Origin of the sequence: Mongoliitalea daihaiensis (genome assembly GCF_021596945.1) — a bacterium.
Taxonomy (GTDB): Bacteria; Bacteroidota; Bacteroidia; order Cytophagales; family Cyclobacteriaceae; genus Mongoliitalea; species Mongoliitalea daihaiensis.
This window is the reverse complement of sequence record NZ_CP063779.1, coordinates 4,326,620-4,342,349: the sequence shown is the minus strand read 5'-3', so window position 1 is coordinate 4,342,349 and position 15,730 is coordinate 4,326,620. Positions and strand designations below refer to the sequence as shown.

Sequence of the window (15,730 nt, the reverse complement as noted above, 5' to 3'; positions counted from 1 at the left end):
AGACAGTTCAGTATATTTAAGAAATTAGGAGTAGGCTGGAAGAGAACGGCTCCGAATGCCCGCCGTCTCCAAGCTGAATCACGTTGGCGAACATATGATGAAACCCATCTACATATTTTTGATTCTTATTATGGTTGCAAATCAATCAAAAGCGACCTCCCAAATTCGTGATGTCCTATTTTTTGGAATGGACACTTTAAATTTTTATGATTCTCCACTAGATAAGATTGAAGGAATAAGTGATAAAATCCTGAGGTTAAGGAAAGATGAATATGTAGTTTCTTCTGATTGTTGGAAAGGCTTTCGAGCAGAATGGAGAATAATTAACGGTGTTCTGTATTTATCCAACGTATTTGATTGCCATTCAGAAAAACAATTAAATCCATTGATAGAAGAAATATTAGGGATAAAATTTACCGATGGATTAATAAGAGCAGATTTTGTTGATGGAGATTATTGGGCAGGGAAAAACCAAGTTTATGAACAGTCATTTTATACTCCAATTTATAAACAGGAAATAAAATTTGCCATTAAAGAAGGAAGAGTTGTCAATTCAACAAAAACTGAGTCTTTTGAATGTGATTATTCAGATAAGGAAGATTTAAAGAATTTCATCTTAAAGAATTTTAATCCTAATGAAATAGAAGATTTGAAAGGGGAATCAATAAAAGTCTCAGTGAATGTTAAGTCAGATAAAACAGGAAGAATAAGGGAAGTGAAAATCGAAGACTCCACCCACTCCGAAACTAATGTGATTTTTAAAGAAGCAGTCATGAAATTGCCATGCCGTCCAGTTTATTTCAACAGAGGAGAGTTCTGGTATAATGAAGAATCAATTTACCTGTCCGTTAAAACGAGGGAATTAAATGAATACGTTCGCTAACATCACCTTGGAAGACAGCGGGCGGTTCAGAGTAAATAGAAAGTTTAGTATCTTTAAGAAGTTAGGAGTAGGCTGGAAGTGAACGGCTCCGAATGCCCGCCGTCTCCAAGCTGAATCCCGTTGGGCACTATAAAATGAAACGATGAAACATACATCACTCACCATAATTATACTATTCCTTTTTAATCTGGCGTGGAGTCAAGACAGTGACAAAATCATTAAAAGTTTCATTCAGATAGGTGAAGTTCATTACGAGTATATCGGTTACAATAAAAGTGAATTGTACCGAGCATTCGAAAAATTAAGAGATAATACCGATCTAGAATATTTAGTAGAACTAACTACCCATGAAAATCCTATCGTAAAATGCTATGCCTCTTGGGCACTGGCTGATCGAGATTATCCTCAACTAGATGAAGTTTTGAATTCATTTTTAGCCAAGGATGAAACTTTTACAATACATACAATGGACATAAAGGATTCTGAAAAGTTATCTGTGTCTTTTTATCATAGGTATTGGAATAGGCTGACCCAACAGGAAAAGGAAAAAGACGAAAAAATTCAAAGACTAGATAGCATTATTCTTTATTCACCGAACACTGATTGGCTTTTAACCTTGAGAGCACTAGAAAATAGAATTTATCCCCAAAAGTATCATCCAAGAATTGAAGAATTGGCTTTTAATGAACGCAATAAATCAGCAATATTTTATTTATCAAATTGGTACAAGGCAGAATATCATCAAGATTTGAAAACAGCTTTAATCGAGTATCTTAAAGATACAGAGTTTGAAAATGTAGGAGTGAGAGAATACTATCAGGTGATATTTGAGCTTTTAAATTTCAGGGATGAAAAAACAAAGGCTGTAGTAGTGAACAAGCTTCAAACAGACTTACATTGGAAAAATGATAGGCAAAGATTTATAAGTTTATTGCAAGACCATAGCATATATGAATCAGACCTTCAATGAAAAAAGGAATTACAGTGCCCAACATCACCTTGGAAGACAGCGGGCGGTTCCTAGTAAATTGAAAGTTTAGTATCTTTAAAAAGTTAGGAGTAGGCTGGAAGGGAACGGCTCCGAATTCCCGCCGTCCCCAAGCTAAATCCCGTTAGCAGAAATAAAAAAAAAATGAACCCAAGAATATATATTAATTTGATTATTATACTTATTGCTGGCTGTAGAAGCACCAATTCGTATGAAAATGAAGAGGTTCTTTCATTGTCAGAGACTCTACCAAATGTATTTGAATCATTCCACTACTCAAATTATTGTTTGTGGGTTGAACTTGAGCTTATTGATTATTTTGATACAATACCCTTTGTTGAAAATAATAATTCAGCAAAAATAGCCTTTGAAAAAATAATTGAAGATAAATGTAAAATAACACATTATGCTGAATTTGATGGTAGGCTTATTTCACTACCTGATGTAATAAAAAAAAATAGTTGGATGATTAATATAAATGATACACGAGATATGTTGTATTTTGATTTAACGAGTACGACTACCTATAATTCTTTGAATGATAAATTTATTGGGTGTAATAATTTAAATTTTAATCAAAAGTATAAGATTTCTCCTATTGGTTTTGACTCAGAAGAAGAGGAAAGCTTTAAGTTTAGACCAGAAATAAGCAGAGTCAGTTTTAATGATTCGTTAACAAAAGGCTTTTATTTTTTAACTGTTTGGAAAGATGGTGATTTTCAACAAACAGGTACTTCTACTTTAGTATTAATTGAAAAAGAAAGAAACAATTGGGTAGTGAAAGAAATCAAATACTTTAGAAAAAATTAAATTCTGCTAACATCATCTTGGAATACAGCGGGCGGTTCCGAGTAACTAGGAAAATCAGTATCTTTAAGAAGTTAGGAGTAGGCTGGAAGAGAACGTCTCCGAATGCCCGCCGTCTCCAAGCTGAATCCCGTTATATGCCACTTTAAAAAGACACCGTGAGAAAGACAATCTACATATTGACCTTGGTAATTCTATCCTCGTGTAATCTTTACGACAGGAAAGAAGAAGTTTTTATGACTGACCAAGATTATGTAGAAAATTACAGAGAGTTTTCACCAGACAGTTCTATGCTTTTAATAAATTATAGTTTAGACCTCGGAGCATTTGGATATGGACAATCAGGCACCGCAATTCTGAAACTTTCTGACACAACAAAAAACTTGCGTGACTTTTCTCTTCCAAACACTTTGACAAGATTAAAGTGGTTAGACAATCAAACTATCTCTGCACAATTTGACATTTTACCTTCTTTGCGGACAGGAGAAAAAATTACCCTAACTGACAAAGAAATTAATGGTGTAAAAATCAAAGTTTCAGCTTTGGACTATATTGACAAAAACGACCATTTAGAAATAGAACACCGAGAACTTGCACCAAATGGACAATTTGAACTCGTTGCATATCGCTACTTGAAAGACAGAAGTAACTTGAATTTCATTCACATTTCTATAATTCCAGTTGGCGGACAAATACCAAAATATGGAAATTATTTAATTGCCGATATGCAATCGGACTATGTTCTCAACGGAACTTGGACAGAAAAAAATGAACTTAAATTTTATTCAAACAGTCAATATTCTGGCTTAATCCAATACTATTTGGTTAACGACAGAGAAAAAATTAAGTATGAAATTGTTACAGACGACAAGGAATATGGAAGTAAATATAGGTGGACAAAGAAAAGCGGCATATAACATTTAGCCCACTAGAGAAAAGTCCTCGAAAAAAAGCCCTGATAGGAGAAAAAATCTATCAGGGCTTTTTGCTAGTGGCTGTTGACTGACATTCGCAGGGTGAAGGTCTTGCTAGGTGGAATAGTAGGCGGGTTGGTGGATTTTAGGAAGCGGTTGTTTCTGTTTTTCGATGACTTTGGGAGTTTTTGCTTTGCTTTGGGCATGACTTCCCCCACCCAACACCTGGGGATTTGAATTTTCGGCATGTCTTGGACCCAACCCTTGATTTCTTGGATCCAGAAATTGGATCAAGAAGGTGCGGGATTTGGTTTAAGAGGTTTTGGCTTTCTTCCTGATTTGTCCCTAGTATCAAAGATGGTCTCCATTCTTCCATGTTCGCAGCAGGGACATTTGTGGATATCCCTGCCGTATTTTTCAAACATTCTGATCTGGAATGGGATGATGACTTTGGGTTTGGCTGGTTGCATATTAAGTGACGACCGTATCAGTGCCAACCGTTCAGTTTTTTCCTGTAGTCTCAGGTATCCGAAGTGTCGGATTTTGACAAACCTTTTTTGGCAATATATGCTGCTCAAACCGTCGAAGGAATTCCTGATGGGTAAGCCACATCTGTTTTGTTTTGGAACCGTCTGAATAGTCTTTGTATTTGAACTTGATGTGTGTTGCGTTGACCTCAAGGATTCGGTGTCTGGTGATGGCAATCTTGTGTGTGTAACGTCCAAGATATTCCACTACCCTGTCAGGCGAACCGAAAGGAGCTTTGGCATAGACGTTCCATTTTTTGAACCTTATGGCTTTCAGTAAGCTGTTTTTATTTCCAATCCAGCCAATTGAGCTGTCTTTTTCCAACCCTTCCATGAAGATTGCTTTGAATATATTTGCCATACTTTTCTGTGGAAAAAGGAATCGGTTGTTTTTGCGTTTGGCATCTACCCATCTCTGTCCGTCATATCCTCCGGCACTGACGATGCAGTGGACGTGAGGGTGAAAACTAAGATCCTGTCCCCATGTGTGCAGTACCATTGTGATCCCCGGTTCGGCACCAAGGTATTCAGGCATCTTTGCATGCTTGAGCAGGGTTTGGGAAGCTGCCAGAAACAAAAGGTCGAATAGCTTAGCTCTGTTCCCCATGAATACTGGATTGAGTTCATGTGGCAGGGTAAAGACAATGTGATAATAGGCGGTAGGTAGGAGTTCGTCCATTCTACTCTCAATCCAGGCATCCCTTTTCATGCTTCCACAGTTGGGGCAGTGCCTGTTGCCGCAGGAATGGTATCTATGGGCGATGTTTCCACAATGCAGCTCATTGCACCCGCTGAGGTGATACCCTTTTGCGGCGGTATGACAGGCAGTAAGATCGGCAAAGACCGCTCTGCTGTAAGGATTGAAGTTGGAGATGGATTGATGCCTGAACAGGGACTGAAAAGAAACATCAGTTTCCATGACCGAGCAGGTCAAGAGGAGAGACGAGTTTATCCCTGCGCTGTTTGGTCAGGTGGAGATAGATCATGGTAGTCTCTATCTTGGAATGTCCAAGTAGCTGCTTGATGGTATGGATGTCCGTACCGGCATCCAAGAGGTGTGTAGCAAAGGAATGCCTGATAGAATGTGCAGAAAAACCATACTGTTCAAAGCCCGCCTGATTCATGGCCATGCGGATGGCATGCTGTATGGAGCGGTCGTTCATAGCTTTGCCTGGAGTTTGTCCTTCAAAGAGAAAGACTTTCGGCTTGTGTCCTGTAATATGCTTCGAGTAGAGGAAGAACGGCAGCAGGAAGGATTGTAAACCTGTCCCTACTACCTTTACCAGCCACAATTTTGAGCTGCATGTCTGTCCGAGAAATATGTTTCATTTCAAGAAACGAAGTTCGCTCAGCCTGATCCCTGTTCCATAGAACAGAGCAATGATGGCTTTATGCTTTATATTGGTAGTAGATTGGATTACATGACTGATCTGCTCTTGGGTGAGAATCTCAGGAAGCCTGAACTCCTTTCGGGGATAGAGAGCGTGAGGCACTACGTAGGGCGAAGGCAAAATGTGTTTAAAAAAGAAGCTACAGCTTTGGGCTGTCATTCTACATTTATCTCTACCCACCGCATGTTCTTTTTTGATGTAGTTGATGTAGGAGGCGATGTGATCTTGGGTGAGCTGCTCAGGATTGAGATGATTGAAATAGGCAAAAATAAAGCGCATTTCGGCCATATAGTTGCGGATGGTCATGGGGGAATATGCTTTTGCTTCTAGGAAAGAAGCGAGTTTTAGCAAATACCCCTGAGCGGAATCATTGAGGGCTACGGTGCCCAGCGTGTTTTTTTTGAGTTTTCATGATGAAAGATTTTGATATAACTAAAAATAAGTAGAATTTAGGTAAATCGCTCACCCGTAGGGTGTCAGTTCAACAGCACCTACACGCAAGTGGGGGTTTCGTGCTTCTATGAAAGTGAAGTAATAAATTCAAGTTCTGTACTTTTAATGGAGTTCAGTGCTAAAAATCCCCACCTGCGTGTAGCTGCAAAACGTCAGGCTGTGAAAAAACTTTCAGTTTTTTGAAAAAACCGCATTTCTGAGGAGTATAGGGGGTTCGTAGAGAGGTAATCTTGAACCTGAGTCAATTTTAAGTTTAATTCGTTAGTTTTATAGATTAAAGTTTTAAAGGCCAATAGGGCCTTGAATAGACCAAAAAGGCTTGATTTTAAGGCCAAAGAAACCCTTTTGTAGTCGGGTTTCCAGTTTTGGATTAGTTGTAAGAGCTCAGGTATTCCGAGGATGTTAATGGTTCGTTTGAGGTTGTAGACTGTCATGATGAGTGCAAACTCACCGTTTACTTTTTCCAATCCCCGGAGGTCAGTAAAATTAAATCCCCATTTTCTTTTGGCAGTTCCGTAGATGTGTTCGATTATCATCTGTCGCCTTTTGTACAGTTCTTTGTTTCCTTGGAGGTTTTTGAGGTTAGCTTCAACTGCTTCTGCATATTCACTTCTTTCTATCTCCCTACCTCCGTCTTTTCTTCCTGTACAGAGATGTTTGACCGGACATGTTTTACAATCTGGGGTTCTGTATTTTTTGAACAGGTGATGGTCTCTTTCTCTGGTTTTTTTGTGCCATGTTCCTGTGGATGTAAGTGTACTACCTTGCGGACAGGTGTAGGTATCGTTGTCTGGATTATAGGTGAATTTGGTAACGAGGTACTCTTCTGTTGTTCCAAATTTATTGGAGTTGACTATTTCACTGGGGGCTACAATGGTCTGAATTCCGTTGTTCTGGCAATCCTGTAATTCTCTTCCGTTGTGATATCCTTTGTCTGCGAGAACAGTGAAACCATCCGAATGGAGGTTTTCCTTGGCTTCGGAAGCGATGTCATGGAGGGCGTTTCTATCGTTTTTGTTAATGACATGTGTAGCTACGACGAGTTTGTGTTTGTCATCGACTGCTGCCTGCACGTTATATGAGACCTCAACGACCTGTCCTTGTACGAGCAGTGCCCTAGCATCGGGATCTGTGGTGCTTAGTTGGGTATCCCCGCTTTGTTTGAGCTGTTCCTGAAGGAGCTCATAATTGATTTTGTTGTTTTTGAAGTAGTCGATTTTTTGTTCGAGGAGCTGTATGCTTTGTTCGGATAGTTCGAGACTGTCAGCTTGGTCTAGTTGTTGGAGGTATTCTTCGAGTTTTTGTTCGATATAGTTGAGATGCCTGTCTATTTTATTTTGGCTGTAGTTGTTTTTCTTGCTGTTGGAAGCTCTGAATTTACTACCATCGACTGCAATGGTTTTTCCTCCTATGAGACCTGCTTCCTGCAGGAAAGTTGTGTAGAGTTTGAAGCAGTTTTTGAGAGCTTTGGGATTGATTTTACGGAAGTCTGCGATGGTATGGTAGTTGGGAGCAAGGCCATTGATGAGCCATCTGACTTCAATATTTCGAAGGCATTCTTTTTCAAGTCTTCTGCTGCTTCGGACGCCGTTAAAGTAGCCGTAAAAATAAAGCTTAAGAAGAATTTTAGGTTCAAAAGAAGGTCTTCCGTCGAGATAGGGATTATGTTTTTTGGTCTGTTCTTCATCGGTAGGTTTTGAATTAAACCCCAGGAGTTCCAGGTCAAGCATATCAATAAAGGCATCGATTATTCTGACGGGATTGTCATTGGGAATGGCATCTTCCAAACAGGAGAAGGTCAATTGAAACCGGTCTATTCCTAGGATGTGGTGCATGGAAATTTGTTAGTGGTCATCAAAACAAATACAACTAAATTTACTAATTTTAGAGGAAATGAAAAACCGTTGAACTAAGAAAAATGAGAGACTTTTTTCACGGTCTGACGTTAGGCTTTATTATAGAAAACACATTTATATGACTGATAGACCTGAATATGATGAAAATCTTTGGATTGAGTTAGAAGATTGTAAAGGAAAACATTTTCTAATAGGAAACCCTCATACTTTTAAAGGAAGAATTGATGCGTATTGTCCTATTAAAAATTCAACCTTTTGCATATCGTATCAGGAAATAAAAAAAATGTCAATTGAATCTAAATATTGGTTACTAGGATATTTAAGTGGCAACGAACCTGACCCGCCAGAAGAATATGATGGTGAAAGTGCTGTAGATTATTTTCAAAGTGTTCGATATAAAGAATGGGAATTAAAAATTCAAAAGTTTAAGAAAACAGGAGAGTTTGATGGATGATTTTAATACGATTTCTTGGATCTTTTTATCAATTCATTTGGGCAGTCAAAAATCTGCAATTAAAAAAAATGAAATTAGACTGATTGCAGATGGTATAAATCATTCTATCCCAACTGACAATGAAATTCAACATTCAATCATGTGGTTATTAGACAAAGGATTAATTCTGAAGGAAAAAGATGGATACATAAGCACGGAAGAAGGAAATTTATTAATTAACAAAGCTGAAATAAAGTCAAGTAAGACCATTTTAAGTATTTGGGAAAATCTATCTAGGGAGATTGAAAGGAAAAACAAAGCCTAACATCACCTTGGATACAGCGGGCGGTTCAGTGTGAATATGAAATTTAGTATCTTTAAGAAGTTAGGAGTAGGTTGGAAGCGAACGTCTCCGAATGCCCGCCGTCTCCAAGCTGAATCACGTCAGGCTGTGAAAAAACTTTCAGTTTTTTGAAAAAACCGCATTTCTGAGGAGTATAGGGGGTTCGTAGAGAGGTAATCTTGAACCTGAGTCAATTTTAAGTTTAATTCGTTAGTTTTATAGATTAAAGTTTTAAAGGCCAATAGGGCCTTGAATAGACCAAAAAGGCTTGATTTTAAGGCCAAAGAAACCCTTTTGTAGTCGGGTTTCCAGTTTTGGATTAGTTGTAAGAGCTCAGGTATTCCGAGGATGTTAATGGTTCGTTTGAGGTTGTAGACTGTCATGATGAGTGCAAACTCGCCGTTTACTTTTTCCAATCCCCGGAGGTCAGTAAAATTAAATCCCCATTTTCTTTTGGCAGTTCCGTAGATGTGTTCGATTATCATCTGCCTTCTTTTGTAGAGTTCTTTGTTTCCTTGGAGGTTTTTGAGGTTTGCTTCAACTGCTTCTGCATATTCACTTCTCTCAATCTCCCTCCCTCCATCTTTTCTTCCGGTACAGAGATGTTTGACCGGACATGTTTTACAATCTGGGGTTCTGTATTTTTTGAACAGGTGATGGTCTCTTTCTCTGGTTTTTTTGTGCCATGTTCCTGTGGATGTAAGTGTATTACCTTGCGGACAGGTGTAGGTATCGTTGTCTGGATTATAGGTGAATTTGGTAACGAGGTACTCTTCTGTTGTTCCAAATTTATTGGAGTTGACTATTTCACTGGGGGCTACAATGGTCTGGATTCCGTTGTTCTGGCAATCCTGTAATTCTCTTCCGTTGTGATATCCTTTGTCTGCGAGAACAGTGAAACCATCCGAATGGAGGTTTTCCTTGGCTTCGGAAGCGATGTCATGGAGGGCGTTTCTATCGTTTTTGTTAATGACATGTGTAGCTACGACGAGTTTGTGTTTGTCATCGACTGCTGCCTGCACGTTATATGAGACCTCAACGACCTGTCCTTGTACGAGCAGTGCCCTAGCATCGGGATCTGTGGTGCTTAGTTGGGTATCCCCGCTTTGTTTGAGCTGTTCCTGAAGGAGCTCATAATTGATTTTGTTGTTTTTGAAGTAGTCGATTTTTTTGTTCGAGGAGCTGTATGCTTTGTTCGGATAGTTCGAGACTGTCAGCTTGGTCTAGTTGTTGGAGGTATTCTTCGAGTTTTTGTTCGATATAGTTGAGATGCCTGTCTATTTTATTTTGGCTGTAGTTGTTTTTCTTGCTGTTGGAAGCTCTGAATTTACTACCATCGACTGCAATGGTTTTTCCTCCTATGAGACCTGCTTCCTGCAGGAAAGTTGTGTAGAGTTTGAAGCAGTTTTTGAGAGCTTTGGGATTGATTTTACGGAAGTCTGCGATGGTATGGTAGTTGGGAGCAAGGCCATTGATGAGCCATCTGACTTCAATATTTCGAAGGCATTCTTTTTCAAGTCTTCTGCTGCTTCGGACGCCGTTAAAGTAGCCGTAAAAATAAAGCTTAAGAAGAATTTTAGGTTCAAAAGAAGGTCTTCCGTCGAGATAGGGATTATGTTTTTTGGTCTGTTCTTCATCGGTAGGTTTTGAATTAAACCCCAGGAGTTCCAGGTCAAGCATATCAATAAAGGCATCGATTATTCTGACGGGATTGTCATTGGGAATGGCATCTTCCAAACAGGAGAAGGTCAATTGAAACCGGTCTATTCCTAGGATGTGGTGCATGGAAATTTGTTAGTGGTCATCAAAACAAATACAACTAAATTTACTAATTTTAGAGGAAATGAAAAACCGTTGAACTAAGAAAAATGAGAGACTTTTTTCACGGTCTGACGTTAGCTGCTATTTTATCAGACCCTACACATTGACAAATGACTAAACCTGAAATTATACGACAAGCAAAACATTACTTTGGTAAGGACAGACAACCTATCAAAGAATTAGTATTGTCCTATGAATTCAAAGGCAAAAATTACAAACAGTGGAAAAAGGAAATCTCAAATATTGTTTCTAATCCAAATGAAGTTAAATTCAATCTTTTTGAAGATGTAATTTTATGGATTAAAGACAATCAAGCAGACCAAATTGATTGGAATTGGATTGGAGATTTGAGTTGGACTATTGAAATTTTACTTAACCAAGGCATTGACAAAGGATTTGATTGGGATAAAAAGTTAGCTTTAAAATGTAGCGGGACAGCAAGAATTATGACTTTATTCGTTTCAGATGTTATCCCTTGTTATACATACGATTGTTATTATATGACTTATAGCAAAAAAGAAAACTACTATGAGTTTGGACCAATTCAAAAATTGACAAAAGAAGAAAAAAATGTATTAAATAAAATTAAGACTTATTTGGAAATAAAAGGTCTTGAATATGTAGATAAAACATTTACCGAAAAGAAATTCAAAGAGCTTTACTCTGACACAAATTCTGATGGAAATGCTACTTTATTTGATGTTTTATTTACTGACACTAATAACTACATAACAGAAATAAAAAGATTTTGCGACAAAGACATAGTTGAAAAAAATGGGCAGAAACTTCGGTGGACAGAATATTACAATAAAAACGGCACTTTGAAAGAACGCATTGAAAGTAGATGGACAACATCAGGCGATTATTTGAAAGTTGTATTAGATAATAAGGGACAAATTTCAGCGATTGAAGTAACTAGAAAAAAAATTGGACATAAGAAATACCAGAACTTTAAATTGGACATAAAACAAGAATTTGAAAAACAAAACAAGAAGAAAAACAGCAGCTAACATTTAGCCCACTAGAGAAAAGTCCTCGAAAAAAAGCCCTGATAGGAGAAAAAATCTATCAGGGCTTTTTGCTAGTGGCTGTTGACTGACATTCGCAGGGTGAAGGTCTTGCTAGGTGGAATAGTAGGCGGGTTGGTGGATTTTAGGAAGCGGTTGTTTCTGTTTTTCGATGACTTTGGGAGTTTTTGCTTTGCTTTGGGCATGACTTCCCCCACCCAACACCTGGGGATTTGAATTTTCGGCATGTCTTGGACCCAACCCTTGATTTCTTGGATCCAGAAATTGGATCAAGAAGGTGCGGGATTTGGTTTAAGAGGTTTTGGCTTTCTTCCTGATTTGTCCCTAGTATCAAAGATGGTCTCCATTCTTCCATGTTCGCAGCAGGGACATTTGTGGATATCCCTGCCGTATTTTTCAAACATTCTGATCTGGAATGGGATGATGACTTTGGGTTTGGCTGGTTGCATATTAAGTGACGACCGTATCAGTGCCAACCGTTCAGTTTTTTCCTGTAGTCTCAGGTATCCGAAGTGTCGGATTTTGACAAACCTTTTTGGCAATATATGCTGCTCAAACCGTCGAAGGAATTCCTGATGGGTAAGCCACATCTGTTTTGTTTTGGAACCGTCTGAATAGTCTTTGTATTTGAACTTGATGTGTGTTGCGTTGACCTCAAGGATTCGGTGTCTGGTGATGGCAATCTTGTGTGTGTAACGTCCAAGATATTCCACTACCCTGTCAGGCGAACCGAAAGGAGCTTTGGCATAGACGTTCCATTTTTTGAACCTTATGGCTTTCAGTAAGCTGTTTTTATTTCCAATCCAGCCAATTGAGCTGTCTTTTTCCAACCCTTCCATGAAGATTGCTTTGAATATATTTGCCATACTTTTCTGTGGAAAAAGGAATCGGTTGTTTTTGCGTTTGGCATCTACCTACCATCTCTGTCCGTCATATCCTCCGGCACTGACGATGCAGTGGACGTGAGGGTGAAAACTAAGATCCTGTCCCCATGTGTGCAGTACCATTGTGATCCCCGGTTCGGCACCAAGGTATTCAGGCATCTTTGCATGCTTGAGCAGGGTTTGGGAAGCTGCCAGAAACAAAAGGTCGAATAGCTTAGCTCTGTTCCCCATGAATACTGGATTGAGTTCATGTGGCAGGGTAAAGACAATGTGATAATAGGCGGTAGGTAGGAGTTCGTCCATTCTACTCTCAATCCAGGCATCCCTTTTCATGCTTCCACAGTTGGGGCAGTGCCTGTTGCCGCAGGAATGGTATCTATGGGCGATGTTTCCACAATGCAGCTCATTGCACCCGCTGAGGTGATACCCTTTTGCGGCGGTATGACAGGCAGTAAGATCGGCAAAGACCGCTCTGCTGTAAGGATTGAAGTTGGAGATGGATTGATGCCTGAACAGGGACTGAAAAGAAACATCAGTTTCCATGACCGAGCAGGTCAAGAGGAGAGACGAGTTTATCCCTGCGCTGTTTGGTCAGGTGGAGATAGATCATGGTAGTCTCTATCTTGGAATGTCCAAGTAGCTGCTTGATGGTATGGATGTCCGTACCGGCATCCAAGAGGTGTGTAGCAAAGGAATGCCTGATAGAATGTGCAGAAAAACCATACTGTTCAAAGCCCGCCTGATTCATGGCCATGCGGATGGCATGCTGTATGGAGCGGTCGTTCATAGCTTTGCCTGGAGTTTGTCCTTCAAAGAGAAAGACTTTCGGCTTGTGTACCCTGTAATATGCTTCGAGTAGAGGAAGAACGGCAGCAGGAAGGATTGTAAACCTGTCCCTACTACCTTTACCAGCCACAATTTTGAGCTGCATGTCTGTCCGAGAAATATGTTTCATTTCAAGAAACGAAGTTCGCTCAGCCTGATCCCTGTTCCATAGAACAGAGCAATGATGGCTTTATGCTTTATATTGGTAGTAGATTGGATTACATGACTGATCTGCTCTTGGGTGAGAATCTCAGGAAGCCTGAACTCCTTTCGGGGATAGAGAGCGTGAGGCACTACGTAGGGCGAAGGCAAAATGTGTTTAAAAAAGAAGCTACAGCTTTGGGCTGTCATTCTACATTTATCTCTACCCACCGCATGTTCTTTTTTGATGTAGTTGATGTAGGAGGCGATGTGATCTTGGGTGAGCTGCTCAGGATTGAGATGATTGAAATAGGCAAAAATAAAGCGCATTTCGGCCATATAGTTGCGGATGGTCATGGGGGAATATGCTTTTGCTTCTAGGAAAGAAGCGAGTTTTAGCAAATACCCCTGAGCGGAATCATTGAGGGCTACGGTGCCCAGCGTGTTTTTTTTGAGTTTTCATGATGAAAGATTTTGATATAACTAAAAATAAGTAGAATTTAGGTAAATCGCTCACCCGTAGGGTGTCAGTTCAACAGGCGTTTGGCAAAAAAGCGGCTTCAGTACTTAAATGAAGTTTTTTGCTTCGTATCAAGTTCAGTGCTGGAAGACAGTTTAGTGCTTCGAAATCCGCTTCTTCGCCAAGCGCCAAAACGTCAGGCTGTGAAAAAACTTTCAGTTTTTTGAAAAAACCGCATTTCTGAGGAGTATAGGGGGTTCGTAGAGAGGTAATCTTGAACCTGAGTCAATTTTAAGTTTAATTCGTTAGTTTTATAGATTAAAGTTTTAAAGGCCAATAGGGCCTTGAATAGACCAAAAAGGCTTGATTTTAAGGCCAAAGAAACCCTTTTGTAGTCGGGTTTCCAGTTTTGGATTAGTTGTAAGAGCTCAGGTATTCCGAGGATGTTAATGGTTCGTTTGAGGTTGTAGACTGTCATGATGAGTGCAAACTCACCGTTTACTTTTTCCAATCCCCGGAGGTCAGTAAAATTAAATCCCCATTTTCTTTTGGCAGTTCCGTAGATGTGTTCGATTATCATCTGTCGCCTTTTGTACAGTTCTTTGTTTCCTTGGAGGTTTTTGAGGTTAGCTTCAACTGCTTCTGCATATTCACTTCTTTCTATCTCCCTACCTCCGTCTTTTCTTCCTGTACAGAGATGTTTGACCGGACATGTTTTACAATCTGGGGTTCTGTATTTTTTGAACAGGTGATGGTCTCTTTCTCTGGTTTTTTTGTGCCATGTTCCTGTGGATGTAAGTGTACTACCTTGCGGACAGGTGTAGGTATCGTTGTCTGGATTATAGGTGAATTTGGTAACGAGGTACTCTTCTGTTGTTCCAAATTTATTGGAGTTGACTATTTCACTGGGGGCTACAATGGTCTGAATTCCGTTGTTCTGGCAATCCTGTAATTCTCTTCCGTTGTGATATCCTTTGTCTGCGAGAACAGTGAAACCATCCGAATGGAGGTTTTCCTTGGCTTCGGAAGCGATGTCATGGAGGGCGTTTCTATCGTTTTTGTTAATGACATGTGTAGCTACGACGAGTTTGTGTTTGTCATCGACTGCTGCCTGCACGTTATATGAGACCTCAACGACCTGTCCTTGTACGAGCAGTGCCCTAGCATCGGGATCTGTGGTGCTTAGTTGGGTATCCCCGCTTTGTTTGAGCTGTTCCTGAAGGAGCTCATAATTGATTTTGTTGTTTTTGAAGTAGTCGATTTTTTGTTCGAGGAGCTGTATGCTTTGTTCGGATAGTTCGAGACTGTCAGCTTGGTCTAGTTGTTGGAGGTATTCTTCGAGTTTTTGTTCGATATAGTTGAGATGCCTGTCTATTTTATTTTGGCTGTAGTTGTTTTTCTTGCTGTTGGAAGCTCTGAATTTACTACCATCGACTGCAATGGTTTTTCCTCCTATGAGACCTGCTTCCTGCAGGAAAGTTGTGTAGAGTTTGAAGCAGTTTTTGAGAGCTTTGGGATTGATTTTACGGAAGTCTGCGATGGTATGGTAGTTGGGAGCAAGGCCATTGATGAGCCATCTGACTTCAATATTTCGAAGGCATTCTTTTTCAAGTCTTCTGCTGCTTCGGACGCCGTTAAAGTAGCCGTAAAAATAAAGCTTAAGAAGAATTTTAGGTTCAAAAGAAGGTCTTCCGTCGAGATAGGGATTATGTTTTTTGGTCTGTTCTTCATCGGTAGGTTTTGAATTAAACCCCAGGAGTTCCAGGTCAAGCATATCAATAAAGGCATCGATTATTCTGACGGGATTGTCATTGGGAATGGCATCTTCCAAACAGGAGAAGGTCAATTGAAACCGGTCTATTCCTAGGATGTGGTGCATTGAAATTTGTTAGTGGTCATCAAAACAAATACAACTAAATTTACTAATTTTAGAGGAAATGAAAAACCGTTGAACTAAGAAAAATGAGAGACTTTTT

At 39.6% G+C, this 15,730-nt stretch carries 15 protein-coding genes and 2 pseudogenes; 7 read left to right on the top strand and 10 right to left on the bottom strand.

What is annotated here, in order from left to right; translation table 11 throughout:
* The first annotated feature begins 94 nt into the window (after positions 1-94).
* The 4 genes from IPZ59_RS18375 to IPZ59_RS18360 all read left to right on the top strand — a co-directional run bounded on the left by IPZ59_RS18375 (position 95) and on the right by IPZ59_RS18360 (position 3,595).
* Positions 95-883, top strand: a complete 789-nt coding sequence (locus IPZ59_RS18375) for a hypothetical protein (RefSeq protein WP_236137502.1) — start codon at positions 95-97, stop codon at positions 881-883.
* A gap of 142 nt (positions 884-1,025) precedes the next feature.
* Positions 1,026-1,853: a hypothetical protein gene (locus IPZ59_RS18370; protein ID WP_236137501.1), complete on the top strand. Its 828-nt coding sequence runs from the start codon at positions 1,026-1,028 to the stop codon at positions 1,851-1,853.
* A 162-nt stretch (positions 1,854-2,015) separates the two neighbouring features.
* The gene (locus tag IPZ59_RS18365; protein WP_236137500.1) at positions 2,016-2,681 is read left to right on the top strand and encodes a hypothetical protein; all 666 of its coding nucleotides are present in this window, start codon (positions 2,016-2,018) and stop codon (positions 2,679-2,681) included.
* Between the two features lie 233 nt (positions 2,682-2,914).
* On the top strand, positions 2,915-3,595 hold the full coding sequence (locus IPZ59_RS18360) for a hypothetical protein (RefSeq protein WP_236137499.1): 681 nt from the start codon (positions 2,915-2,917) through the stop codon (positions 3,593-3,595).
* Between the two features lie 287 nt (positions 3,596-3,882).
* Here IPZ59_RS18360 and IPZ59_RS18355 read toward each other — a convergent pair.
* From IPZ59_RS18355 to IPZ59_RS18340, 4 genes and pseudogenes are all read right to left on the bottom strand, one after another.
* Positions 3,883-5,038 (bottom strand): annotated as a pseudogene (locus IPZ59_RS18355) (IS91 family transposase).
* Complete coding sequence (locus IPZ59_RS18350) at positions 5,028-5,411, bottom strand: tyrosine-type recombinase/integrase (protein WP_236137497.1); 384 nt, start codon at positions 5,409-5,411, stop codon at positions 5,028-5,030. The pseudogene IPZ59_RS18355 and the gene IPZ59_RS18350 overlap by 11 nt, the downstream one beginning before the upstream one ends.
* A gap of 33 nt (positions 5,412-5,444) precedes the next feature.
* Positions 5,445-5,861 carry a site-specific integrase gene (locus IPZ59_RS18345; protein ID WP_262912231.1) on the bottom strand — a complete coding sequence of 139 codons (417 nt, stop codon included), beginning with the start codon at positions 5,859-5,861 and terminating at the stop codon, positions 5,445-5,447.
* Positions 5,862-6,115: 254 nt separating this feature from the next.
* A complete protein-coding gene (locus IPZ59_RS18340; RefSeq protein ID WP_236137489.1) occupies positions 6,116-7,798 on the bottom strand; it encodes an IS1182 family transposase in 1,683 nt (560 codons plus the stop codon).
* Between the two features lie 139 nt (positions 7,799-7,937).
* On the opposite strand from IPZ59_RS18340, the gene IPZ59_RS18335 reads away from it, so the two are divergent.
* Together IPZ59_RS18335 and IPZ59_RS18330 are read left to right on the top strand one after the other, a co-directional pair.
* The gene (locus tag IPZ59_RS18335; RefSeq protein ID WP_236137496.1) at positions 7,938-8,273 is read left to right on the top strand and encodes a hypothetical protein; all 336 of its coding nucleotides are present in this window, start codon (positions 7,938-7,940) and stop codon (positions 8,271-8,273) included.
* Positions 8,266-8,577, top strand: coding sequence for a hypothetical protein (locus IPZ59_RS18330; RefSeq protein WP_236137495.1), 312 nt, complete (start codon positions 8,266-8,268; stop codon positions 8,575-8,577). The genes IPZ59_RS18335 and IPZ59_RS18330 overlap by 8 nt, the downstream gene beginning before the upstream one ends.
* 119 nt (positions 8,578-8,696) lie before the next feature.
* On the opposite strand, the gene IPZ59_RS18325 is transcribed toward IPZ59_RS18330, so the two are convergent.
* Both IPZ59_RS18325 and IPZ59_RS18320 read right to left on the bottom strand, forming a co-directional pair.
* Positions 8,697-9,617: a transposase gene (locus tag IPZ59_RS18325; RefSeq protein WP_236137494.1), complete on the bottom strand. Its 921-nt coding sequence runs from the start codon at positions 9,615-9,617 to the stop codon at positions 8,697-8,699.
* A 109-nt stretch (positions 9,618-9,726) separates the two neighbouring features.
* On the bottom strand, positions 9,727-10,380 hold the full coding sequence (locus IPZ59_RS18320) for a transposase (protein ID WP_236137493.1): 654 nt from the start codon (positions 10,378-10,380) through the stop codon (positions 9,727-9,729).
* 146 nt (positions 10,381-10,526) lie between these two features.
* Here IPZ59_RS18320 and IPZ59_RS18315 point away from each other — a divergent pair, with 146 nt between their 5' ends.
* Complete coding sequence (locus IPZ59_RS18315; RefSeq protein WP_236137492.1) at positions 10,527-11,426, top strand: hypothetical protein; 900 nt, start codon at positions 10,527-10,529, stop codon at positions 11,424-11,426.
* Positions 11,427-11,713: 287 nt separating this feature from the next.
* Here the strand turns inward: IPZ59_RS18315 and IPZ59_RS18310 are convergent.
* The 4 genes and pseudogenes from IPZ59_RS18310 to IPZ59_RS18295 all read right to left on the bottom strand — a co-directional run bounded on the left by IPZ59_RS18310 (position 11,714) and on the right by IPZ59_RS18295 (position 15,633).
* Positions 11,714-12,871, bottom strand: a pseudogene (locus IPZ59_RS18310) (IS91 family transposase).
* A complete protein-coding gene (locus IPZ59_RS18305) occupies positions 12,861-13,283 on the bottom strand; it encodes a tyrosine-type recombinase/integrase (RefSeq protein WP_236137491.1) in 423 nt (140 codons plus the stop codon). The pseudogene IPZ59_RS18310 and the gene IPZ59_RS18305 overlap by 11 nt, the downstream one beginning before the upstream one ends.
* Positions 13,280-13,696, bottom strand: coding sequence for a site-specific integrase (locus tag IPZ59_RS18300; protein WP_262912231.1), 417 nt, complete (start codon positions 13,694-13,696; stop codon positions 13,280-13,282). The genes IPZ59_RS18305 and IPZ59_RS18300 overlap by 4 nt, the downstream gene beginning before the upstream one ends.
* Positions 13,697-13,950: 254 nt before the next feature.
* Positions 13,951-15,633: an IS1182 family transposase gene (locus IPZ59_RS18295; RefSeq protein ID WP_236137489.1), complete on the bottom strand. Its 1,683-nt coding sequence runs from the start codon at positions 15,631-15,633 to the stop codon at positions 13,951-13,953.
* Positions 15,634-15,730: the final 97 nt, after the last annotated feature.